Source organism: Ruania halotolerans, from assembly GCF_021049285.1.
GTDB lineage: Bacteria > Actinomycetota > Actinomycetes > Actinomycetales > Beutenbergiaceae > Ruania > Ruania halotolerans.
On the sequence record NZ_CP088017.1, the window covers coordinates 4246035 to 4270413 of the forward strand.

At 67.0% G+C, this 24379-nt stretch carries 18 protein-coding genes; 7 read left to right on the plus strand and 11 right to left on the minus strand.

Annotated features, from left to right (window positions below; translation table 11 throughout):
- The 3 genes from LQF10_RS19230 to LQF10_RS19240 form a co-directional block, all read right to left on the minus strand.
- The gene (locus tag LQF10_RS19230) at nucleotides 1–1002 is read right to left on the minus strand and encodes an ABC transporter substrate-binding protein (RefSeq protein WP_231065452.1); all 1002 of its coding nucleotides are present in this window, start codon (nucleotides 1000–1002) and stop codon (nucleotides 1–3) included.
- Nucleotides 1003–1030: 28 nt separating this feature from the next.
- Nucleotides 1031–1870 carry an ABC transporter ATP-binding protein gene (locus LQF10_RS19235; protein WP_231065453.1) on the minus strand — a complete coding sequence of 280 codons (840 nt, stop codon included), beginning with the start codon at nucleotides 1868–1870 and terminating at the stop codon, nucleotides 1031–1033.
- A 282-nt stretch (nucleotides 1871–2152) separates the two neighbouring features.
- A complete protein-coding gene (locus LQF10_RS19240; protein ID WP_435531419.1) occupies nucleotides 2153–3634 on the minus strand; it encodes a CCA tRNA nucleotidyltransferase in 1482 nt (493 codons plus the stop codon).
- Nucleotides 3635–3960: 326 nt separating this feature from the next.
- Here LQF10_RS19240 and LQF10_RS19245 point away from each other — a divergent pair, with 326 nt between their 5' ends.
- From LQF10_RS19245 to LQF10_RS19275, 7 genes are all read left to right on the plus strand, one after another.
- Nucleotides 3961–4488: an NUDIX hydrolase gene (locus tag LQF10_RS19245; RefSeq protein WP_435531420.1), complete on the plus strand. Its 528-nt coding sequence runs from the start codon at nucleotides 3961–3963 to the stop codon at nucleotides 4486–4488.
- A 10-nt stretch (nucleotides 4489–4498) separates the two neighbouring features.
- Entirely contained in the window at nucleotides 4499–6865 is a 2367-nt protein-coding gene (locus LQF10_RS19250) for a DUF6049 family protein (protein ID WP_231065454.1), read from the plus strand.
- Entirely contained in the window at nucleotides 6865–10791 is a 3927-nt protein-coding gene (gene murJ / locus LQF10_RS19255; RefSeq protein WP_231065455.1) for a murein biosynthesis integral membrane protein MurJ, read from the plus strand. The genes LQF10_RS19250 and murJ overlap by 1 nt, the downstream gene beginning before the upstream one ends.
- A gap of 113 nt (nucleotides 10792–10904) precedes the next feature.
- Entirely contained in the window at nucleotides 10905–11897 is a 993-nt protein-coding gene (gene trxB / locus LQF10_RS19260; protein WP_231065456.1) for a thioredoxin-disulfide reductase, read from the plus strand.
- A 34-nt stretch (nucleotides 11898–11931) separates the two neighbouring features.
- The gene (gene trxA / locus LQF10_RS19265) at nucleotides 11932–12258 is read left to right on the plus strand and encodes a thioredoxin (protein WP_231065457.1); all 327 of its coding nucleotides are present in this window, start codon (nucleotides 11932–11934) and stop codon (nucleotides 12256–12258) included.
- Nucleotides 12259–12392: 134 nt separating this feature from the next.
- Nucleotides 12393–13757 (plus strand): aminotransferase-like domain-containing protein, encoded by a 1365-nt coding sequence (locus LQF10_RS19270; RefSeq protein WP_354002608.1) that lies wholly within the window; start codon nucleotides 12393–12395, stop codon nucleotides 13755–13757.
- Between the two features lie 11 nt (nucleotides 13758–13768).
- Nucleotides 13769–14761, plus strand: a complete 993-nt coding sequence (locus LQF10_RS19275) for a D-alanine--D-alanine ligase family protein (RefSeq protein WP_231065458.1) — start codon at nucleotides 13769–13771, stop codon at nucleotides 14759–14761.
- Between the two features lie 96 nt (nucleotides 14762–14857).
- Here LQF10_RS19275 and LQF10_RS19280 read toward each other — a convergent pair whose 3' ends face one another.
- From LQF10_RS19280 to rpmH, 8 genes are all read right to left on the minus strand, one after another.
- Nucleotides 14858–16207 (minus strand): ParB/RepB/Spo0J family partition protein, encoded by a 1350-nt coding sequence (locus tag LQF10_RS19280; RefSeq protein WP_231065459.1) that lies wholly within the window; start codon nucleotides 16205–16207, stop codon nucleotides 14858–14860.
- Complete coding sequence (locus LQF10_RS19285; RefSeq protein ID WP_231065460.1) at nucleotides 16204–17265, minus strand: ParA family protein; 1062 nt, start codon at nucleotides 17263–17265, stop codon at nucleotides 16204–16206. The genes LQF10_RS19280 and LQF10_RS19285 overlap by 4 nt, the downstream gene beginning before the upstream one ends.
- 3807 nt (nucleotides 17266–21072) lie before the next feature.
- A complete protein-coding gene (gene rsmG, locus LQF10_RS19290) occupies nucleotides 21073–21714 on the minus strand; it encodes a 16S rRNA (guanine(527)-N(7))-methyltransferase RsmG (RefSeq protein ID WP_231065461.1) in 642 nt (213 codons plus the stop codon).
- A gap of 7 nt (nucleotides 21715–21721) precedes the next feature.
- The gene (locus LQF10_RS19295; protein ID WP_231065462.1) at nucleotides 21722–22240 is read right to left on the minus strand and encodes a Jag family protein; all 519 of its coding nucleotides are present in this window, start codon (nucleotides 22238–22240) and stop codon (nucleotides 21722–21724) included.
- Between the two features lie 43 nt (nucleotides 22241–22283).
- Nucleotides 22284–23321: a membrane protein insertase YidC gene (gene yidC / locus LQF10_RS19300; protein WP_231065463.1), complete on the minus strand. Its 1038-nt coding sequence runs from the start codon at nucleotides 23319–23321 to the stop codon at nucleotides 22284–22286.
- Nucleotides 23322–23342: 21 nt separating this feature from the next.
- Entirely contained in the window at nucleotides 23343–23681 is a 339-nt protein-coding gene (gene yidD, locus LQF10_RS19305) for a membrane protein insertion efficiency factor YidD (RefSeq protein ID WP_231065464.1), read from the minus strand.
- Nucleotides 23682–23692: 11 nt separating this feature from the next.
- Entirely contained in the window at nucleotides 23693–24040 is a 348-nt protein-coding gene (rnpA, locus tag LQF10_RS19310; protein ID WP_435531456.1) for a ribonuclease P protein component, read from the minus strand.
- Nucleotides 24041–24072: 32 nt separating this feature from the next.
- Nucleotides 24073–24210: a 50S ribosomal protein L34 gene (gene rpmH / locus LQF10_RS19315; protein WP_231065466.1), complete on the minus strand. Its 138-nt coding sequence runs from the start codon at nucleotides 24208–24210 to the stop codon at nucleotides 24073–24075.
- Nucleotides 24211–24379: the final 169 nt, after the last annotated feature.

Below are 24379 nucleotides of genomic sequence, written 5' to 3' on the forward strand. Positions count from 1 at the left end.
TCACTCGCTGAGTACGCGGACCAGGTCGTCCGACCATGCCGCCATGGACGCGGGGCCTCCATATGCCCAGATGCCCACAGCCGCCTCGTGCACCTGACCGGCCTGAACGAAGGGCAGGTTTTCCCAGAGCGGGTTGCCGGCCATCATGGTGCCCACCACGTCCTCGTCGTCCTCGTTGCCCCAGTACAGGAACTGCGTGTCATCAGGGAGCTGAGTGAGACCCTCGAGGTCGAGGTAGGACAGGCCGTAGCCGTCGTCACCCGGATCCTCCCAGGCGCTGCCCAGACCCATCTCCAGGGCCACGGCCTGCACCGAGGAACGGGGGCCGTGCATCCGGATGCTCAGCGTGGCCCCTTCGGCGTACGGGGAGGTGAGCACCACCGGCGCACCGGTGAGGCCGGCGTCGGCAATGGCGGCAGTGTTCTCGGCGATGGTGGCGTCGAACTCGGCGAGCGCAGCCTCGGCCTCAGCCTCCTGGCCCAGCAAGCTGGCCACGGTCTCGAACGAGGTTCGCATCGTGCCGAGCGGGTCGGAGCCGTCGGCACTCTCGAGGAGTACCACCGGTGCGATTCTCTCCATCTGCTCCATCGCCTCTTCCGGGATGGAGGTGGGGCTTCCGATGATCAGCTCGGGCTCGAGCTCTGCAATCGCCTCGATGCTCGGCTCGCGGCGGGTGCCGACGTCCCGTGGCTCGGTGCGCAATGGCTCAGAGTTGCCGACCCAGCTGGTGTAACCGGCAACGTCGGAAAGTCCAACGAGGTCCACACCCAACGTGGTGACCATCTCGGCCTGGTTCCACTCGAGCGCGACCACGTCCTGCGCCGGGGCATCGAGGGTGACCTCCTCCCCACGGGCGTCAGTGATGGTGACGGGGCCGGCGTCGGTGGTGGTGTCCTCGCTGCTGGTCGTCGGATCGTTCGTGGCAGCGTCGGTGGTGCCGCACGCAGCCAGGGCGGTAGCCGCCAGCAGGGCGGTGGCAATCATGGCAGGGGCAGTTCTCATCGGTTCCTTCTTCGCGTTCGTGGCCGAGTCACTCGGCCTGTGTGGCGGCGACCAGGTCGGCCGGCGTGCGCAGCAGCTGCCGCGGGACGTGCACATGGGGCACGCGTGTGTGCGTCCCGATCTCGACCACGATGTCGATCTCGAAGACGTCGCTGAGGAGGTCGCTGCGCAGGGCCTCAGTCGGCGAACCGTCGGCCACCACACGCCCGTGGCTGAGCACCACCACCCGGTCCGCGAGTGCTGCCGCCTGGTTCAGGTCGTGCAGGACCGCGCCGACGGCGATGCCGTGCTCGTCAGCCAGTTCGCGGATGAGCTCGAGCACCTCCACCTGATAACGCAGGTCGAGGTGATTGGTCGGTTCGTCCAGCAGCAGTACATCGGTGTCCTGTGCCAGGGCACTGGCGATCCAGACGCGCTGCAGCTGGCCGCCGGAGAGCTCGTCGATCATGTCGCCGGCGCGCTCGGTCAGCCGGGTCAGGGCGAGGGCATGCTCGATACGGTCACGCCCGTGGGGATCGTTGCCCCGCCAGCGTGACTTGTGTGGGTGGCGGCCGAACTCCACGGCATCGCGCACGGTCACCCCGGCTGGGGTGGGCCGGCTCTGCGAGAGCATCGCGATCTCCCGGGCGAACTCACGGGCGGTCAAGTCGCCGGCCGATCGCCCGTCACGGAGGGTGACGGCGCCGGCCCGGATCCGTTGCAGCCGCGCCACGCCCCGCAGCAATGTCGACTTCCCGGATCCATTCGGGCCCACGAGAGCGGTCACCTCACCGGGCACGAGCCTCAGTTCGGCGTCACTGACGACGTCTCCCGCACCGTAGGTGATGCACACCTCGCGGGCGTGCAGCCAGGGTTGAGCATCGGACATCGGCACTCCGAAGCGAGATAGAAATTAGGTTCCGCTTACCTAACCAAGGCTTACCTACCTTCGCCAGAGCGTCCCACTATCCAAGACGCACTTCGGCCGCGGAGCCACGCTCACCGATCTGAACCCACTTTTCCCGTGTGAACCCCTCGCAGCGCGGATTCACACGGGAAAAGTGGGTTCAGACGGCGAGAGGGTGCGGGGTGCGGGTGCGGTGCGGGGTGCGGGGTGCGGGGTGCGGGGTGCGGGGTGCGGGGTGCGGGGTGCGGGGTGCGGGGATGATCGTCAGCCCTGCTGGGACTCCCACCAGGTGAGCAGTTCGCGCTTCGCCTCATCCTCGCCGAGCGGGCCACGCTCCATTCGCAGCGCGAGCATGTGCTTGTAGGCGGCTCCGACCTGCCGACCGGGCCCAATCCGCAGGATCTCCATGATCGCGTTGCCGTCCAGATCGGGCCGGATGGCCTGGAGTTCCTCTTCCTCTGCGAGCGCCGCGATCCGGTTCTCCAGATCGTCGTAGGCGTGGGCGAGGCGGGCAGCCTTGCGCTTGTTCCGCGTCGTGCAGTCGGCCCGGGTGAGCCGGTGCAGACGTTCGAGTTGGTCGCCGGCATCGGTGACGTAGCGGCGCACTGCGGAGTCGGTCCACGAGGCGTCCCCATACCCGTGGAACCGCAGGTGTAACGCCACGAGCTTGGTGACCGCCTGGGTGGTGGCCTTGTCGAACCGCAGCGCCTTCATCCGCTTGGCGGTCATCTTGGCGCCGACGACCTCATGGTGGTGGAAGCTCACGCCGCCCCCCGGCTCCATCCGCCTGGTGGCGGGCTTTCCGACGTCATGCATCACCGCAGCCAGCCGCAGCACCAGGTCCGGGGCGGGCACTGGGCCATCCGGCCCGGTCTCCAGGTCGATCGCCTGGTCCAGCACAGTCAGGGTGTGCTCGTAGACGTCTTTGTGCCGGTGGTGCTCATCGATCGTGAGCTGCAGATCAGGCAGTTCGGGCAGCACATAGTCAGCGAGGTGGGTGTAGACCATCAGCTCGAGCCCGCGCCGCGGCGCGGGCGCCACCAGCAACTTCACCAACTCTGCCTGGACCCGCTCAGCGGAGACGATCTCGATCCGCCTCGCCATCGCCGTCATCGCCGAGAGCACGCCCGGGTCCACATCCAGCCCGAGCTGCGCCGCGAACCGCACCGCTCGCATCATCCGCAACGGGTCGTCGTCGAAGGACTGCTCCGGCGAAGCCGGGGTGCGCAGCACGCCGTCAGCGAGATCCTTCAAACCGTTGAAGGGGTCCACGAACGCCAGGTCCGGCAATCGCAGTGCCATCGCGTTGACGGTGAAGTCGCGGCGGGAGAGGTCGCCATCCAAGGTGTCGCCGTAGACCACGTCGGGTTTGCGCGACGAGGGGTTGTACGCCTCGGTGCGGTAGGTGGTGACCTCCACGATCACGTCTCCGCGGCGGGCTCCGATGGTGCCGAACTCACGGCCCATATCCCAGTGCGCATCTCCCCAGGCGGCCAGCAGCCGTTCGCTCTCCTCCGGCCGGGCGGAGGTGGCGAAGTCAAGATCGACGCCAGGTTTGCCGAGGAACGCGTCACGCACCGGCCCACCCACGAGCGCCAACTCGAATCCGGCGTCGGCGAACACCTGCCCGAGTTCGATCGCCTGCGGTGCATGCGTGGTGATCACGCCGAGCGCGGTGCGCAGCAGCTCGACGGGTTCGGGCCCGGGAGTCTCACGTGTGGTCGGCACAGCAGTACAGCCTGCCATGCTCGAGTGCCTGCCAGTTCCGCGTCATCGCACGAGGCCGATCCCGCAGATCCACGCACACGCGGGTGAAGGCCCGTCGTCGATGCGACACCTCCTAGCCGCGAGATCACGGGACGATCCGGGTCGTCACTCTCCCCGCACGACGGCAAACTCTCACCAGGGAAACACTCGAGAGGAGGGCCACTCGAGAAGCGTCGAATCGACGGCACAGTGCCATCCAGGGAGCCTGCGAAGGGCCGTTTCGAGGAGTGATTCCAGGTGGTGCCAGGCGGGCACGCACGGCCCGGCATGCCGCGCACCGGCATGGCCTTGATTACAGTGTCGTTATGTCCGCCGCTGTTCCGACCCCTGGGCCGCGGGTGCCGAAGCCCTCGCAGCCGATGCGTCTGCGGCGCTCGTACACCGCCGGTCTGCCCGTGGTGGACGAGACCTCCGCCGGCGGGTTGGTGGTGGCCGTCCGCGCCGGCCAGGCGTACACGGCGATCATCGCGCGGCGCAATCGGGCCGGCCGGCTCGAGTGGTGTCTACCCAAGGGGCACCTGGAGGGCGCGGAGACCGCCGAACAGGCCGCCGTCCGGGAGATCGCCGAAGAGACCGGGATCGAAGGGCAGGTGCTGCGCCATCTGGCCACCATCGACTACTGGTTCGCCGGACACGACCGCCGCGTGCACAAGGTGGTGCACCACTATCTGCTCGAGGCACTCCGTGGGGAGTTGACCATCGAGAACGATCCCGACCATGAAGCGGAGGACGTCGCCTGGGTCGCACTCGCCGACGTGGCGTCCAGACTCGCCTATCCGAATGAGCGTCGGGTGGTTGCGACCGCACGGGACATCCTCGAGGGCCGCGCGTGATGGGCCGAGGGTGATCGCGCCGCCCGCCGAAGAGCCGAGGGATCACCGCTGGAGGCGCACCCATCAGGGGCGCACCCGCGCGCGCCTGGGCTTGGGCCTGCTGCTGGCGTTGATGGGCGTGCTCGGTGGCACGGCCCTGCCATTCGCTCCTGCCTCCCCGGCCACCGCTGAGGTGACCGAGGGCGAAGTGAGCGTGGACATCACCCAGATCACCCCGGCGGTGACCCGGCCGGGCGATGACATCGTGATTCGCGGCACGCTGGGAAACGGCACGGCGGAGACGATCGAGGCACCGCAGATGCAGTTGCTGCTCCAGCGGCATGTGCCGGCGTCGCGGATCGCGCTGGAGTCGTGGCTCAGCGGGGAGAACACCTTGAACGCGGCCATCCTCACTGTGGAGTATCTCGACGACGTCCCTTCCGGTGCCGAGGTGCCGTTCACCATCACCCTTCCCGCCGAACGCTCACCCTTCGACGGTGCGCTGTGGGGTCCCCGCGGAATCGAGGTCCGTGCGGTCTCGGAGGGGCTGCTGGCGGCGGAGCGAACAGCCCTGCTCTGGTACCCGGGCGAGGCGCAGGTCTCCGCTCCCACCGAACTCTCCGTGCTGGTGCCATTCACTCCGACGACCCAGGAGTGGGAAACCTCGGTAGCGACGGATTCACCGGTGGCACAGGTGGCCGCCGATCGGTTGGGGCCCGTGCTGGCTGGGATGCCGGACGGTGTTGCGTGGGCAATCGATGCGGCACTGCTGGAGGGCCAGGCGGTGGAGTCCGGCGGCGAGGAGACCGCTGAACCCGAGGATGCAGGCCCTGAGGAGACAGCGGACACAACGGACACAGCCTCACCAGCCGCCGAGGAAACCGCCGAGGGAACGCCGTCGGATGACGACACCGACACCGACACCGACACCGGTTCCGGGGACGGCGCAGACCCCACGCTCACCGAGCAGTTCGTCAGTGGCGCCGCACAGCGAGACGTGATCGCCCTCGGCTATGCGGACGCGGACCAGTCGGTGCTCACCGGGCCTGCCGGTGCCACCCTCATCCGGGCAGGTCAGGAACGCACCGCCGAGTTGTTCGCCGCCCACGGCATCTCCGCCCTCGACGATGTGGCGTGGCCCGAGTCCGCCGACCTCACCTCCGTGACTGCACTCGCTGAGGCTGACGCACGCGCCGTGGTTCTCCCTGCCGATGCGATGCCCACGACCGTGCCCCTGAACTACACGCCCTCGGGGCGCACCCAGGTGGAGACCAGTGCCAAGGATGTTGAGGCGATGCTCTGGGATGGGCAGCTCTCCGATTCGTTCAGTGCCGATCTCAGCGCTCTGCAGATCCGGCAGTCCGTCCTCGCCCAAACAGCGGTGATCGCCCGCGAACAGCCCGCGGACGCACGCGGCCTGCTGGCCGCACTGGACCGGGAGGTGGGCAGCGATCCGGACGAGCTCACCGCTCTCTCGGACACCATCACGGCCCTCGACGACGCCCCGTGGGTGCAGCTGTCCAACCTGCGCTCACTGCTCGGGCGTACGGCCGCCGGCGAAGCTCGTGCACCATTGCCGGTGAGCACCGCCAGCGATGCCCACCTCGACGCGGGCACGCTGTCTCGACTGGCTGAGGCCTGGTCGGAGGCGGATGCCTTCGCACAGGTCACCGACGACCCCACCCAGTTCCGCGACGAGTTCGCGCCCCCCGTGCTGACGGGCCTGTCAAGCACGCTGATCACCGCACCCACCACCCGCGACCAGCTCGTCGAGGATGCCTTCGCCGCGGTCGCGGAACTGAGCTCCGGCATCAGCGTGGAACCAGGCAGTGAGGTGTTGCTCATTTCCTCCTCCGGCGAGATCCCGATCACGCTGGAGAGCAATCTTCCCGTGGGGGCGAGCGTGGCAGTTCAACTGGTTCCTGCGGACCCACGTCTGCTCGCCGAGGAGTCCGTGACCACGCATCTCCCGCCAGGTGGAGCCACCACCGTCAGGCTGCCGGTCACGGCAGTGGCGAACGGCAACGTCAACGTGTCCGTGGAGGTGCTCAACACCGAGGGCAACGTTCTCGTGGCGCCCGAACCGTTCCGGGTACGGGTGCGAGCCGACTGGGAGGACATCGGCACGGTCGTCGTGGCTGGGCTGCTGGTGCTGGGCCTCGCCGTGGGCCTGATCCGGACGATCCGCAAGGGTCACCGACGGTTCGAGCCGGTCACCCGCGCGAGCGCTGCACAGGATTCAGGGCCCGACGGCGAAGCCTCGCCACGCCAGACGAGTCCCGCTGGTGAGCTGGCCGGGAGGTCCCCGGCAGGGGACGAGGGCACCTTCTCCTCAGATCGCGACACTGCGCCGTCGGCGGGTACGCACTCCCCGACGGCCGACGACGGGAGGCCCTGATGGCAGGGCGCGGCCTGGCCGGATCCGCTGCCGTGATGTTCTCGGGGACTCTGGTCTCGCGGATCCTTGGCGTGCTGCGCAACGCGCTGATGGTGGCCGCGATCGGCGTGACTGGTAGCGGCGCAGCGAACGCGTTCTCGGTGGCCAACAAGCTCCCGAACATCATTTACATGCTGATCGCGGGCGGGATCCTGAACGCCGTGCTGGTCCCGCAGATCGTGCGGGCGATGCGCAAGGACGATGGTGGCACCGAGTATGTGAACCGGCTACTCACGCTCGCCGCCACCGTGATGGGCGTCATCACCCTGGTGCTGACCGCCGCCTCGACGGTGCTCATCACGGTCTATGCCGAGGCCCTGCGTGACGGGCCGTGGATGCCGCTGGCCGTAGCGTTCGCGATGTGGTGCATCCCGCAGCTGTTCTTCTACGGGCTGTACACGCTCCTGGGGCAGCTACTGAACGCGCGCAGCAGTTTCGGGCCGTACATGTGGGCGCCCGCGCTGAACAACGTCATCTCCATCGCCGGACTGGTGGTGTACCTGATCGTCTACGGCGGCTATGCCACCGATCCAGCCGCAGTGGCGCAATGGGATGCACAGCGGATCGCGCTGCTCGCGGGCCCATGGACCCTCGGCGTGGTGGCCCAGGCACTCATTCTGATCGTGCCGCTACACCGCAGCGGGTTCCGATACCGGCCGAAATGGGGGCTGCGCAACACCGGCCTGCGCTCTGCAGGCCGGGTGGCGACGTGGGCCTTCGCCGCCCTCGCTGCCGGTCAGGTGGGGTACCTGGCGATCTCGAACCTGGCCGCGGCGGCCGGAGCACGCTCAGAGGGCCTCGCCGACCCTGCGAGCGTGGCGGGCAACGCCGCCTATGACAACGCCTTTCTCATCTTCATGCTCCCGCAGTCGCTGATCACCGTCTCCCTGGTGACGGCGATGTTCACCCGGCTCAGTGAACACGCCGCCGGCGGGCGCACGTTCCGAGTCCGCGACGACCTCTCCCGGGGCTTGCGCACCCTGGCCGTGTTCACCGTTTTCGCCGCCGGCGCGTTCATGGTGCTGGCCATCCCGCTCACCCAGGTGATCACCTTCGGCCAGGCCTCTTTCACGTCCTACCAAGCGGTGGGCCATGTGCTGGTGGCGATGCTGGTGGGCCTGCCCGCGATCGCGATCTGGACGATGGCACAACGGGTCTACTTCGCCTTCGAGGACGCCCGGTCGCTGTTCTGGATCCAGGTACCGATGGCCGGGCTCCAGATCGTGGGCAGCGTGATCGCCTTTCTCGTGATGGACGTGCAGTGGTGGGTGGTCGGTGCCGGTGCGGCCACCTCACTCAGCAATACGTTCGGTGCATTGGTGGCCTATCTGGCATTGCGCCGCAAGCTGCCGAATCTGGACGGTGCGCGGGTGCTGCGCACCCACCTGCGGGTCTTCCTCGCCGTGGTGCCCACCACACTGCTCGGCTGGGGGGCGCTGCACCTGTGGGGTGTGCAGACGTCCTTCGCCGGAGCCCTGCTCCGGGTGCTCGTGCTCGGCGGGGCGATGGGGCTGCTGTATCTGGTGCTGCTACGCCTTCTGCGCGTGGGAGAACTGGATCAGCTCCTCGGCCGGGTCGGTGCGATGCTCATGCCGATCACACGGCGACTTGAGCCGATCACCACGCGCATCTGGGTGCCTGGTCCGTTGCGTACGATATGGGCAGGCATCATCGGTGGTGAGGGGAACGGAGGGACGTCTGTGACGCACGGCACGACGCCGACCCTTGAGCCGGGAGCGATGCTGGCCGATCGCTACGTCCTCCACGCCGCACAGGAATGTGACCTCCCGGCCGGGAACGTGTGGTCGGGTCATGACGAGATCCTGCAGCGTGCCGTCCTGCTCACCGTGCTGGAGGGGACGCAGCGGGAGGAGGCCCTCGACGCCGCCCGTCGCGCCGCCTTGATCAGCGACCCGAGGCTGCGACGCATCCTACGAGTGGGATCGCATGAGGGGACCGGATTCGTGGTCTCCGACCCCACGCCGGCCACGTCGCTTGCAGAGCTGCTCACCGACGCCCGGCTCCCGGCCGCACAGGCTCGCAGCTTCGTGGGCGAGGCAGCAGCAGCCCTGGAGATTGCTCGCAAACGTGGCGTTCACCACCTGTATCTGCGGCCTTCGGCGCTGCGGGTGACGGCCGCCGGTGACGTGCAGCTCAGTGGTCTGGCCGTGGATGCTGCTCAGGCCGGCGTCAGCCCTGGCGATTCGCGCCACTCCGCACGCGTGGACGCCGTCGACCTCGTTGCCCTCCTCTATGCCGCACTCACCGGCTACTGGCCGGGCAAGCCCGGACGAGCCGGGGGCCTACCCGTGGCGCCTCGCCACGATGGTGCGCCAGTACCACCAGGGGACCTCGTCGACGACGTCCCGCACGACCTCGACACACTCTGCGCCGTGACGTTCGGCCCGCACCAAGACGGCCCGTTCACCGCCGGTGAACTCGTCCGAGAGCTGGAACCGTGGGATGGGCTCGACGCGGTGACGCCCGTTGCGACTGTGCCGGCGGTGCCCGAATCCGGTGCTGACGGCGACGGTCATGCGATCGGCCACGACGAGGGCGAGAAGGATCCCGAGCCGATTGCCGGCGAAGCCGGCTCGCCCGCAGCAGGCCCCACTCCCGGCGACGAGGGCGCGGTGGCCGAGGAGAACGAAGGCGGTGCGCCAGCTGACGATGCTGAGCCTGAGGATGGCGGGGAATCGGTGGCGGACGGTGCCGCAGGCCCCAGCGTGAGCGACCCGACCGGATGGAGTCCGCCCGCCCCGCCCACGGATCACACCCCGGTGCCGTTCTCCGCCGTGCTCGAACCCAGCGCTACGCCACCGGCGCCGGGCTATTACGCCCGGCACGTGACGGGCGGTACCACGGTCTTGCCCACTCCGGGTGGCGGCGTGAGCCGGCCCGCCGAGGCACAGCCCGAGGCCGCGTCTCCCGACGCTGCACGTGACGAGGCCGACGCCGCCCCGTCAACGGCTGGACCCAGGCCGGGCTCGCCCGCTGAGACTGCGGCTCCTGATGCTGCCGCCATCCCGGTCGCCAGGCGCCCACTGCCCCCCACCCTCGGCTGGGACGATCCCGCCGGGGCGCCGCCGCAGCGGCCGTCACGGCCGATCGGTGCTGACGCGCCCCCCACGGTGGCGGCGGGGCTGACCAGCACCATGGCCGCCGTCGGCACGCAGATCAAACAGGGCGTGCGCAGACGCTTCTTCCGGCAGACCGAGGGTGAGGACGGCCCGCGCGAGCGGTTCAACCCGACTCCCATCGTGATCTTCGTGATGATCACCGTGGTGGTGCTCGCCACGATTCTGGCGATCGGCTCACTGCGAGACGCCTCGACGGCATTCGACCCGGCCGACCACACCCGCGAGCCGGTCACCTCGGCGCCCGAGACGACGGAAGAGCCGACCGAGGAACCGACTGAGGAACCCACGGAAGAGCCGACGGAGGAGCCCACTCAACCGGTCACCATCACGATCGACGAAGGTCGTTCGCTCGACCCGTCCACGGGTGTGGGTGACAACGAGGAACAGGCGCGGTTCGCCGTCGACGGCGATCCGGACACCGTGTGGAGCTCCCTGCGCTACGAGAATCCGCAATACGGGATGAAGGACGGCCTCGGCTTCGCGGTGGTGCTCGACCAGACCGCCACGGTCACCTCCGTGACGGTGGATATGCAGGGCTCAGGTGGGGTCCTGCAGATCCGTGACACTGATCCAGACGACCCGAGCGGCGGCGAGGTGCTCGCCGAGGGTGAGATGGGCCCGGACACCACCTACACCCTGTCCACACCGACGGAGCTGGACACGATCGTGCTGTGGTTCCCTGAGCTACCGGTGGCGGACTCGGACGGTCGCAACCGGATCGAGCTGGCCGAGATCACGGTGAACTGAACGCCACCATCGAATGAACATCGCGCGTCAGGGCGTGAGACGCCCCCACCGCGTGGAACATTCCCCGATCGGGCATGGTTGAGTCAGCAGTGCCCCGACCAGAAGGACCTTTCATGACCGACGAGAACGCCGTACACGACGTCATCATCATCGGCTCCGGCCCCTCCGGATACACCGCCGCCGTCTACGCCGCCCGCGCGGGCCTGGCACCGGTGGTCTTCGCCGGCGCGATCACCGCCGGTGGTGCACTGATGAACACTACCGAGGTGGAGAACTTCCCGGGCTTCCCGGACGCCGTGATGGGCCCGGACCTGATGGAGAAGATGCGCGCGCAGGCTGAACGTTTCGGCGCGCAGATCCGCTACGAGGACGTCACCTCCGTGCAACTTGAGGGCCCCGTGAAGACCGTGATCAGCGACGATGACGAGGTTTTCCACGCCCGCGCGGTGATCCTGTCCACGGGATCGGCCTACAAGGAGATCGGGTTGCCGGAGGAGAAGACGTTCTCCGGCCGCGGCGTGAGCTGGTGCGCCACCTGCGACGGCTTCTTCTTCAAGGACCAGGACATCCTGGTGGTCGGCGGCGGGGACTCCGCCATGGAGGAGGCGTTGTTCCTGACCCGGTTCGGGCGCTCGGTGACCGTGGTGCACCGCAGGGACGAGCTGCGCGCTTCGAAGATCATGGCTGAGCGTGCGCTCGCCGATCCGAAGATCACCTTCGCCTGGAACAGTGAGGTGGCCGCGATCCACGGGGATCAGAAGGTCAGCAGCGTGACCCTTCGGGACACCGTGACTGGCGAGACGCGCGAGGTGGGCGCCTCCGGTGTGTTCGTGGCGATCGGGCACCTGCCCCGCACCGAGCTGGTGATCGGCCAGGTGACGTTGAACGAGGAGGGGTACATCGACGTCGAGCACCCCAGCACCCGCACCAACATCCCCGGCGTATTCGCTGCGGGGGACGTGGTGGATCACCACTACCGCCAGGCGATCACCGCGGCCGGCACCGGGTGCTCAGCAGCCCTGGACGCCGAACGCTACCTTGCCGCGCTGGACGCCGCTCCGGCAGCACCGGCGGCCGCGGACGCTGCCGCCGCACTCGTGAACTGACCTGCACCGACCTGCACTGACCTGAGGAGAGACCATGGGCGCCATCGACACCACCAGCGACGCCACCTTCCGTACCGACGTGCTCGAGGCGGACAGGCCTGTCGTCGTGGACTTCTGGGCCGACTGGTGCGGCCCGTGCAAGCAGTTCGCACCGATCCTGGAGGAGATCGCCGCCGAGAACGCGGACAAGATCTCGGTGCTCAAGCTGGACGTGGACGCGAACCCGGAGACCACCGCCGCCTACAACGTCGTCTCGATCCCGACCATCAATGTCTACTCCGGTGGCGAGTTGGTGAAGTCCGTGGTGGGTTCGCGCCCCAAGAAGGCCTTCCTCGCGGAGATCGACGAGTTCCTCAGCTGACGTAGCGCTTCCCGCCCCGGGTGTGGCACACCTCGCGTTCGCCACATCCCGTACTCGCTCACCGTGCACCGCTCAGACCGTGACAGACTCTGGGGCGGAAGCGCCCGAGCGGCGGGCGCGCGAGAGGAGGCCTGATGAACGACCCATCCCAGGATCCGAGGTCCGTCTCCGCCGCTGCCGCCGCCGAGGACGTTCCGACGCCCGGCCGAGGCACCCGCCTGGACCCGTGGCTCGGGCACTACGCCGAGCGTACCCACGGGATGAAGGCCTCGGAGATCCGGGCACTGTTCGCCGTCGCGAACCGGCCCGAGGTGGTCTCGCTGGCAGGCGGCATGCCGTTCCTGGCAGGACTTCCTCTGGAAACCATCAGCCAGGTGACGGCGAAACTGCTCTCCGAACGCGGCGCCGTCGCCCTCCAGTACGGCTCTGGGCAGGGTGAGGAAGCCTTTCGGGAGCAGATCCTGGAGGTGATGCGAGCCGAGCACATTCGCGCCCACTCCGACGATGTGGTGGTCACCACCGGTTCACAGCAGGCATTGGACCTGGTGACCAGGATCTTTGTGAACCCCGGCGATGTGATCGTGGCGGAGGCTCCCAGCTATGTGGGCGCGCTGGGCGTGTTCCGCGCGTACCAGGCCGATGTGGTGCACACCCCGATGGATGCCGACGGACTGGTACCGGAGGCGTTGGAGGAAACTCTCGCCGACCTGGCCGCCCAAGGCCGGACGGTGAAGCTGCTGTACACGGTGCCCAACTTCCACAATCCCGGCGGAGTCACCCTCAGCCGCGAGCGGCGGCCTCAGATCGTGGAGATCGCCCAGCGCTACGGGGTGCTGATCCTGGAGGACAACCCGTACGGGCTGCTCGGCTTCGACGAGGACCCGCTTCCGGCGCTGCATACCTACGCCCCGGAGAGCGTCATCTACCTCGGGTCCTTCTCGAAGACCTTCGCCCCCGGTTATCGCGTGGGGTGGGCGTTGGCTCCGCATGCTGTTCGAGAGAGGTTGGTCCTGGCGGCTGAGTCGGCGATCCTGTGCCCGTCGATGATGAGCCAGCTCTCCATCTCCACGTACCTGTCCACATGCGACTGGCGCGGCCAGATCAAAACCTTCCGGGAGGTGTACCGCGAGCGCCGCGACGCGATGATGGACGCGCTCGGTGAGTCCCTGCCGTCAGCGTCCTGGACCGAGCCTCGCGGCGGTTTCTACACCTGGGTGCAGATGCCCGAGGGTCTGGACGCTCAGGACATGCTGCCCCGTGCCGTCACCGAGCTGGTGGCCTACGTGCCCGGCACCGCGTTCTACGCCGACGGGCAGGGCAAGGAGTTCATGCGCCTGTCCTACTGCTACCCGACTCCGGAGCGGATTCGCGAGGGGGTTCGCCGCCTGTCCACTGTGGTGAACAACGAGCTCGAGCTGGTGCGCATGTTCGGCACCTCAGGCGGTATCGGTGCCGCCGGTGGTGCCGGGATTGACGCTCCCGGCCCAGACCAGACCTGAGGAGACCCCAGTTGAGCGCAGAACAGCCCGACGCCGTCCCTTCCGCTTCGCACGCGGGGGACCCGTTAGAGGTCGTCATCCTGGCCGGTGGCCTGTCCCACGAGCGAGAGGTCTCGATCCGGTCCGGGCGCCGGGTGGCCGAGGCGCTGCGTGCGGCGGGTGCGGCTGTCACCGTACATGACCTGGACACCGGCCTCCTCGACTTCCTGCGCACGGCGCAGCCCGACGTCGTCTGGCCACTTCTGCACGGTTCCATGGGGGAGGACGGAGCGGTCCGCGAGTTGCTGGCCATGGCCGGCGTACCGTTCGTGGGCACGGACGCTGCCGGTGCGCGAACGACCTGGTCCAAGCCGGTGGCCGCATCGCTGATGCGGCGTGCAGGTGCGCACACTCCCGAGTCAGCCACCCTTCCGCAGAGCCTGTTCCGGGAGGTGGGCGCTCAGACGGTGCTGGACCGCGTAGTTGCTCGCCTCCCGCTGCCACTCGTGGTCAAACCGGCCATGGGCGGATCGGCGCTCGGCGTCACCGTGGTGACGGACCGGGCTCAGCTGCCACAAGCCATGGTCCACTGCTTCTCCTATGGGGAGACGGCGCTCATCGAGCGGGCCGTGGAGGGGACCGAGGTGGCGGTCTCGGTGGTGGACACCGGTGCGGGACCGCGCGCCCTGCCTGCCGTGGAGATCGCGACAGACGGGCCGTACGACTACGACGCACGGTACAACGCCGGCCGCACTGAGTACTTCGCCCCTGCCCGGCTTTCTGCCCGCGATGCCCGCACGGCTGCCGAACTCGCCGTGCTCGCGCACGAGACCCTGGGTCTGCAGCACATCTCCCGCACGGACATGATCCTCGATTCCGGCGGCCTCGCATGGTTCCTCGATGCGAACGTGGCTCCGGGCATGACGGAGACGAGCCTGTTCCCCCAGGCCGTGCAGGCGGCCGAGCACACGGTGGAGCGGTTGTACCTGGAGCTAGCCCGCGCCGGGCAGCGCGCCCCGCGGTGACGCCGGGCAGCGTCCCGTTCTCGGCTGCCTGCGCTGCCTGATCCTTGATTTCGTCGGTGAGCGGTGGGCGCTCACCTTCGAGGTCGGGGCGAGGGCCTACTCTTCCTCGGGAGCGCCGTCGCGGAGAATGCCGGGCTCGTTCGGGTCAAGGATGCTCAGGATGCGATTCAGATCCTGCACGCTCGCAAACTCGATGCTCACATGACCTTTTCTTTGCCCAAGGTTGACCTTAACCTTGGTATCGAGCTTGTCCGACATGCGGCTCGCGAGTTCACCGAGTGCGGCGGAATGCCCGCCCGCTCGCGGGCGGCGGCGCATCTCCGGTTGCAGCGCCTCCTCCCCGATCGTGACGATCTCTTCGGTGGCTCGTACGCTCAGGCCTTCGGCCACGATTCGCTGAGCGAGGCGTTCCATCGCCGCACCGTCACCCAGCCCGAGGAGAGCCCGTGCGTGACCGGCGCTGAGGACCCCGGCGGCCACTCGCCGTTGCACGAGCGGGGGAAGTTTGAGCAGGCGCAGCGTATTGCTGATCTGTGGGCGTGAGCGGGCGATCCTGGTAGCGAGCTCATCATGGGTGCAATGGAAATCCTCGAGAAGCTGCTGGTAGGCAGCTGCCTCTTCGAGTGGGTTGAGCTGAACACGGTGCAGGTTCTCCAGGAGCGCATCCCGGAGCATGTCATCCTGGGCCGTGTCGCGGATGATCGCCGGCACTGTGGCGTTACCCGCCAGGCGGGAAGCGCGCCAGCGGCGTTCGCCCATGATGAGTTCATAGGTGCTCTGGCCCTCAGTGTCGGTGCCCGAGGGGCGCACCACCACGGGCTGAAGCACACCGACCTCACGGATCGAGCTGGCGAGCTCGTTCAGGTCGTCGTCGTCGAAGATCTGCCGAGGCTGGCTCGCATTCGGGCTGATCGAATCCACCGGCACCTCGGCGAAGCGAGCACCGGGCACAGCCACGAGCCCGTCCTCGTCCGCAGAACGCTCCGTGGCGGCTGCAGCGTCCCCTGGGGCGCGGGCGTCCCCGTTCGCGGCAGCTAGGTGGCTCTCATCGACACCTTCGGTACCCGCCGGGACACTCACCGTGGCAGTTCGTCCTGAGTCGGCTGGGCCGGACTCGGGCACCGCGGACTCCGCTTCGAGTTCGGCCAGGAGGCGTTCGCTCGCGCTCAACGGCACATCCGAATGACCGCCGTCGGTGGCCGGAGCGGCGTCCGGTGCCATGACTGCCGCCGTCGCCGTCGTCTGTGCCGTCTCAGCGGGCTCGGTCGCCGCAGTCGCCGAGTCTTCGTTCACGGCAGGATCGGCGGCTGTTGCGCTCTCCTGTTCCGCTTGCGAGCCGCGCTCCTGCTCGGGAAAGAAGACGTCGACCGGTCGCTGACCACCGCCCGCTCCAGTCGGGATCAATGCACCCAACCCCCGACCTAGGCCGCGGCGTCGTTCGGTCATCTCTGGTCTCCTTCGTTCCCCGCGTCAGCATCGTCGCTGGACGGGGCCTGTGCGTAGTTCTCGAGCGGCTGGAGTCCGCGCTGGGCGATCTCACGGGCCGCCTCTAGGTAGGCGAGCGCCCCGGTAGAACCGCCATCGTAGGTCAGAACTGTCTGGCCATACGAGGGCGCTTCGGAGATTCGGACAGATCGCGGGACGGCGGTGCGCAATGTCTGATCCGGGAAGTGCTCACGGACTTCGGCCGCCACCTGCTGCGCCAAGTTGGTCCGTGCGTCGTACATGGTCAGCAGGATCGTGGACACGTGCAATGCCGGGTTGAGGTGGGCGCGGATGAGGTTGATGTTGTTGAGCAGCTGGCTCAGGCCCTCCAGGGCGTAGTACTCGCACTGGATGGGAATCAGTACCTCACGCGCGGTGACGAAGGCGTTCACGGTGAGCAAGCCCAGGCTCGGCGGGCAATCGATGAAGACGTAGTCGATGCGTGGTTCACCACGGCGGGACCGGCCCTTGAGGTACGCGGCCAGAGCATTCCGAAGTCGGTTCTCCCGGGCGACGAGCGAAACCAGCTCGATCTCGGCGCCGGAGAGGTCGATCGTTGCCGGTGCGCAGTACAGGCCCGGGATGGCATCACTCTCCTGCACCACCTCTTCGAGCCCGACATCGTTGATGAGGACGTCATAGGTGGAGGGCACCCCGCTGTGATGCTCGATGCCCAGAGCAGTGGACGCGTTGCCTTGTGGATCGTTGTCGATGACGAGGACCCGGAGGCCGGAGGTCGCCAACGCAGCGGCGAGATTGACCGAGGTGGTTGTCTTGCCGACCCCACCCTTCTGGTTCGCCACAGTAAGGACGCGCGTTTGAAGTGGGGGCGGGAACTTCTGACCCGCCAGCTCTATCCGCCGCCGGGCATCCACTGCGAGCTGAGCCGCCAGCGGCGTGCTCTCGTCCATCACCGGTATGGCATCGATCAGGGCCAATCGTCGCTCATCATCAGGGGAAAGCGGCTTGGTCACGTCCGAGTACGGTCGCGGTCGCGTATCGACGTCGTCCTGATCCACGTTCTCGTTCCTCCGATGGTCGTTGCAGTCCCAGACTAGACGGCCCACCGGGTACCTCCGGACCGGAGTTGAGCATTCTTCACTCGGCGTGACGTACACCGCACGATATCCACAGGGCGACTGTGGATATCTTGCGGTGATTTGTGGACAATGGTGATGGCGCACGCACCCGACGCGCTTCCTGTGGACAACTAGGGGTCTCGGGGCTCCGTCGTTGAGGACTCGCTCGCTGGTGACGTGTCACATTCGTTGAACTGCCAACAAGAATCCGGAGTGTCGTGGCCAGTCTGGCCTTCGCACCATTATCCACACATCTGTTCCCCTTCCGTGGAGAAGTATCCACCGGAACGCCAGGGACGGGGCGTGACTGGGGCAAAAGGGTCGCCTGGCCGTGTCCTTTCCACAACGTGATCACGATCTGAAGCGTGTCGAATCCGTGGCTGACTCGGGGGGATTCGTCGGTCATGTTCCGGGCGGGACGACGGTTCCACGTGAAACCGCGGTGGGGATGAGGACGCGATCTATGTGCTGCGGCTCGACTGCATGTGACCGAGGAGGCACCTCCGTCCCACGACGATCCTCCGCGTAACCGGGTCACACACATCCACACGTCGCTCACACGGCCACCCACACGGCCACCCGCATTCGTGCCAGGACCCACATTCGCACTCGCACCGGCACTCATCAGCACCGGTCCTCGTCCTCGCCCTGAGGATCTCGTTCCCGTGAAACGCCATCTCGCTGTCCCGCAGCATCGACGCACCTGCCATCGCCTCAGGCGCCCGGACCTCGGCAGTCTGACCCTCCGCAGGTTCGGCGACGGTGCATCAGCTCGCCTCGAGTGGCCGGTAGAGAGACGGAGGTGTGTACCCGACGCTTGTCGCATTCGGTGGGTCGACGTGCGTAGACCCACAGAACCGCAGACTCCGCGGCCCTTGAAGTGGACACTCTCCGACGTCTTACCGGCTCGACGAACCGCGCGAGCACATAGAACGCAGCAACTGGGCAACCGGCACGCGGCACCCGGGGCTCCGAAGTTGTTCCACGTGAAACCGCGAACTCTCATACTTGGCATAGGCACTGGACCCTGAAGACGTTCCACGTGAAACCACCGACACCCCGCCACCGACAGGCCCCGAGGACGTTTCACGTGAAACCGACGCCACTTCACCCGAGCAACTGCCGCCCAGCACTGGAATCCAAGAAAGGAGCGTCCGCTGAGGCATCGCTCCTAAAGTACGCGCGACGCTCCCATCGACACTAGGCGTCCGGTCGCAGTCGGCGATAATCGCCCCCGAGGACGTTCCACGTGAAACCACCACCACTACACCCGAACAACTCCAGCCCAACACCGGAAACCAAGGCAAGTACGTCCGCTAAGGTATCGCCCCCAAAGTACGCGCGACGCTCCCATCGAGACTAGGCGTCCGCTCGCACGCGGCGATGATCCCCCCCCCCCTGAGGTCGGCCCGCTCACGAGCGCGACACAGCCCGGAGTGTGCCGGTACCACCAAGAACAGCGGCAAACTGCCACACGTAACCAGCCACCTGCGATCCTGACGGCAGGCCCCGTATCCGCATCCATCCGGCGCCCGTTCCGTCTCACCCCGTTCCGAGTCGATCGGATGCCGCAGGCCTCCATGTTCAGGACGCTAGGGACACAACCCTTCCGAGGCGACGCGCCGGGCCCTAGCTGGCCGCGGCTGGGCCTGAGCCAGTTCCCTCGCATCACGTGCTCACGTTCGTACCCATCCATCGCACGCACGTTGGCCCGACGCCACCACCCACTCTCACCGGCCGCAGCCATGTGCCCATTCCACACCAGCTGCTCCCAGAACGCAGCCCTCACGCGAATCCCAAGACGATCCTCGCTTCGCCGAGTGACGCACTTCGATCGACAGTGTGCGGCAGAACGTCGATGAGCGCCATCCCGCGCGGGGCGCATCTCGAGCAGCACCGGCGGGACGCCGCGCGGTGCTAGCACGTGCTGATGTCTACGCCTACACGATCCCGTACTGGATGCCAGTCGGACCGTCGTGCCGAAGAAGGTCCGTGTCACGTTCCACGTGAAACATGCCGCCGGCGAGTCATCTACGCACTGTGCGCGCCTTGCGTCCGATCAGTTCGACCCGATTGACGCACTGGTGTCCATCACCGCAGCGGTGGCGAACATTCGCGGGACACCCGGTACGCGCCAGCAAGCAATCTCGCTTCCTCGCACCACGTAGCTCCAACCGTTCGCCATTCATCACGAACTGACACATCACACAGCCCCATATGACCGCTCCCTCACTCTGACACTCGCGCCCAGCGCAATCGTCCACCACAACTAGCCGGCGCTATCGGTAGCTGCATCTTCGGTGCACAACCAGTCGTGGCGGGCAGTCGGCCACGCTGTCCGGGTTGCCCTTCTCCATCGTGAACTCAGAAACGCCGTCGGTACCAACGTTGCACGCGGAGCAGACCGTGCTCACATTCCTCCACGCCCCGCGCCGGGAAGAACTAAGACGACGGAGCTCCCACCAGCAACGGGCGGCATGTATGAGCCATGCCCCGGAATCTGCTGTTGCCTCCGCCGCACCGCATATCGGATCCTCAGGTCGATGAGGCTGCGCTGGCCGCTCATAGGAGGGCCACTCAGTAGATGCACGTTGCAACTAGAGCACCGACGCTTGCCAGGGGCCATGGTCGCGCCATCCCACACCTATCTGAACATCGCGCGTGTTTCACGTGGAACATGGCATCGCCCTCGGCGCCGATACGACGCTGCGCAGTCGGTTCCGATGTGCATCCGCGCTACACCTCGCCACCGGAATGCCAACCACTCGACTGGCTCGATGGTCGCACCGCTGCACCGGACCGCTTGCTACACCGGTCGATCGTCCCTATCGAGCGCCTTGCCCATCATCCAGGGCAGCCCGTGCAACCTTCGTCGGGTACGCATCCACGCCGCACGCGGAATAGATCAGGCTCCGCGACGCCGATCGCGCCGCACCAGTCGCCGGTTCCACGTGAAACATCTCCGCCGCCAGGCCGCCATCACCATCCCGAGCACCTCGTCATCAGATCCCTGCAACCAGACCATATGCCCGAGACACATCTGCTCCGTGGGCCTCACCACGACTCACGCACAGAGCGAACGACTCTCTGCGCGCATCCCGATGACCGAACGCACGCTGAGCCCAAGGGCAACTGCACACCGACCACCGCCCTGAGCCGCCAAGCGTTACCAGAGACCCCCTCGCCTGTGTAGCTGCCCGGCCATACACGCCTTCACCAGCACGTGCATCAACGGAATCGCACACCCTGTCCCGACCCCTGAGCACCCACCGTCTCACCACCACTGACACCCACACGACCGGCACCATCCGCTGACATCACGGCCGACCGCTTCAGGGCAACACCCCCATCCAGCGCCCTTCCTCGCTGCACATGGGACCGCCCTTCACCCGCGCAACACACCCGCTCTACATAGCCGACCCTACGGCTCGGCCGTCGTCAGGTGGGCCCAAGCACTAGCTCACCTCAATAATGCTGAATCGCGCCGGGTACGAACCGCCAGGCACTGGCCGGGTGCGAGCGGCTCGGTCAGGACGATGATGCCTGAGCCGCCCCAAAGGCACCCGCCATCGGGCAGGCACACCGTCACGCCTCCGGCCCAACCGCACTGTCACCCTGTCACGCCGCACGCCAGCACCCACAGCACACACAGGAGACTAGTCGTGACAGGTAGCCTCGTGCCCCTCGCCGGCCGTGGACCTCCGCGCGCTACATCCTCACACGACACCCGGCATTCGAACACATGTACTACCGAGTCTTCAGTACCTCAACCACACGCGTGACGTCACCGTCACCGAGGAGGTCGACCTCATGGATGCGCACGTTGGCACCACCCAGCTGCCGCAGCACGCTGTCCGCCCGGCTCACCTCTTCCGCCGCACGCCGGCCCTTCTGGGCGAGCAACCGGCCTCCCGGCTCCACAAGCGGGAGCGTCATCCGTGCGAGCTTGTCCAGTGCCGCCACGGCACGAGCGGTCGCCACCGAGACCTTCAAGCGCCCGTGAAGTTCCTCCGCGCGCCCGTGATGCAGCTGCACATTGTCCAGATCAAGCTCCTCAACCACCTCGCTGAGCCACGTGATCCGGCGTTCCATCGGCTCGATGAGGTGGACGTCCAGCTCAGGTCGCATCAGCGCCAGGACCACACCTGGCAGACCCGCTCCAGAACCCACATCCGCCACTGAACCCTCAGCTGGGAGGAACTGTGCAACAGCCGCCGAGTTCACTACGTGGCGAGTCCATAACCGCGGGAGTTCCCGGGGGCCAATCAGCCCGCGCAGTTCGCCCTGGTCGGCCAACATCTCCGCAAAGCGTGCCACTCCGCCCCACGCCAGCCCGAGAACGGCACGGCTCTGTGCATCGTCAACCACCGCGTCGAAGTCTTCTGACACCACGTCTTCAGTCGCCTGCGCGCACAACCACGTGGCGGTTCGGCTCGACGCCCTCAGAATCACTGATCAGCCCGGCATCAGCCACCGCATCGTGAACGATCTTGCGCTCAAAGGGGTTCATCGCCGCCAGAGCCACACTCGAGCCGCTACTCTTCACCGACTCGATCGCCTCCTGCGCGATCGCGGTGAGCTCCTGCTTCCGCTGCTTCCGATATCCGCCGACGTCCAACATCAACCGGCTCCGGTTGCCCGTCTTGGCTTGGACGGCGAGTCGAGACAGCTCCTGGAGAGCATCAAGCACCTCGCCCTTCTTGCCCACCAGCGCGCGCAATGCCGCAGGATCTTCCTCGGTCACGATCGCCACCGCGGCACGACCGTGATCCACGTCGATGTCGATATCCCCGTCGAGGTCGGCGATATCGAGCAGTTCCTCGAGGTAATCCGCGGCGATCTCGCCCTCTTCCTCCAACACAGCGTTCGTACTCGGCAGCTCCGACTCTTCAGGAGCAGTCGTGTCATTCGTCATCAGATCTGACCTCTCGTCCGTGCGCAGACGCCCTCGCGCGCAATCACTTCTCGTCCTTGGGCCCGGAGCCCTGATCGGCCGCCCCGCCAGCGGGCCTGCGCTTGGAGCGTGGAGCCTTCTTCGGCTGTGCCCGCTGCCCACTCGACGGCTCGCTGCCGGACTCCTGCGCATCCTCCAGCTGAGGGACCTCGTGGTCAGCGTCCTCGAGAGAGGCGGTACCGCTGCGCCGCTTCTTCTTGCGTGCCTTGCGCTCGAGGTACTTCTTCTCAGCCTCAGAGCCGGGAGCCGGCGAGTTCCGGATGACGAAGAACTGCTGGCCCATGGTCCACACGTTCGATGTGGTCCAGTAGATCAACACACCGATTGGGAAGTGAACACCAGTGAACATGAAGATCAGCGGGAAGATGTACATCAGCATCTTCTGCTGACGCGCCATGGGATTGTCCAGCGCGGAGGCTGGCATGTTCTTCATGGTGAGCTGGCGCTGTGTGAACAACGTCGTGGCACTCATCAGCAGAATGAGCACCGCCGTGACCACCCGGGCCTCGATCGTCGCGCCCTCACCCATGAACGTCGAGGACAATGACGCACCGAAGATCGAGGACGCCTCAGCCTGAGCCGCCAGCTCTTGCGTGAGCGGACCAATACTTGCGCGCGGATAATCTCCTGCAGCCACAGCGCTCAATGACGCAAGCACTCGGAACAGCGCGAAGAAGATCGGCATCTGCGCCAGAATCGGCAGACAGGAGGCGAACGGTGAGGTACCGGCCTCCCGGTAGATCGCCATCATCTCCTGCTGCATCGCCTGGCGGGAGGCGGGGTCCGTCTTGCCCTTGTACTTCTTCTGCAGCTTCTGAATCTCCGGCTGGACGAGTTGCATACCTCGCGACGCCTTGATCTGGCGCACAAAGAGCGGAATCAGCAGCACCCGGATGACGATCACGAGCGCCACGATGGACAGCACCCAGGTCCACCCGCCCGCTGGGTCCATCCCGATGAACGTGAGCACATCATGCGCACGCACCATGATCCAGGCCACGGCCACCTTGAGTGGCCACAGCACAGTGTCGAAGAAGTCCATGTCCGGGAGTTCTCTCCTGGGTCAGGTCCGCGGGCGCGGAATCTGGGTGGGCAAGTCTGATGTCGAGGGTACGGCCTCAGAGGCTTCAGTAGTCACGGGATCGCGCATCCACGGTTCCGGCCGCCACTTCCCGCGGCCCGGAACGTGATCCACGCCACCTCTGGACCACGGGTTGCAACGCGCCAGCCGCCCCGCTGCCAAGAGGAGGCCCTTGACCGGCCCATGCCGGCGAAGCGCACCGATCGCATAGGCCGAGCAGGTCGGGTGGTACCGGCAGGTCGGCGCGAACCAGGGCGAGACGATGAGTTGATAGCCCCGTACCAAGCCGACCAACAGCACAGTCAAGGGATTCCGGGACATACGTTCCGCCGTCACCGCCGGCCCCCTTGATGACCAGTTGACTTGCGGCGCGCACGACGAAGCGCCTCATCAAGGTCCTCGTCCAGCTCACTGAAAGTGGCTTCAGCCGAAGCCGGCAAAGCACGCACCACCACGGCACATCCTTGCGGCAGCTCGCCGACTCGGCCCGCCATCGCTGAACGTAGCCGGCGCTTCACGATGTTCCTCGTGACCGCGTTGCCCACAGCCTTGGACACAACAAAACCCACCCGGACCGACTCGGCTCGGGTGGATCCTGAGTGGTAGTGCACCACGACGCGCCTCGTGCTGCTACGCGCTCCGGAGCGAATCGCCGCACCGAACTCGTCGGCCGCACGCATCCGGTGCCGCGCGGGCAGCACGGCTCGTCGCCTCAGGCAGAAAGCTCGGAGCGACCCTTACGGCGACGAGCCGCGAGGATCGAGCGGCCCGCGCGAGTGCGCATCCGCAGTCGGAAGCCGTGCACCTTGGCTCGGCGCCGGTTGTTCGGCTGGAAGGTCCGCTTGCTCACGGGAGTGCTCCAAATACTGTCGGGAAGTGTGCGGTCACCGAAGTGACGCAAGGCAGTAACACTAAGCGCGGTGGACTCGCCTACCGCCCGGCGACGCTCCTCGTGATCGGCCTCGTGCCGCACGGAGGACTTGGGCAGAACAGTCCACTCGACCGCCTCACGGTACGCG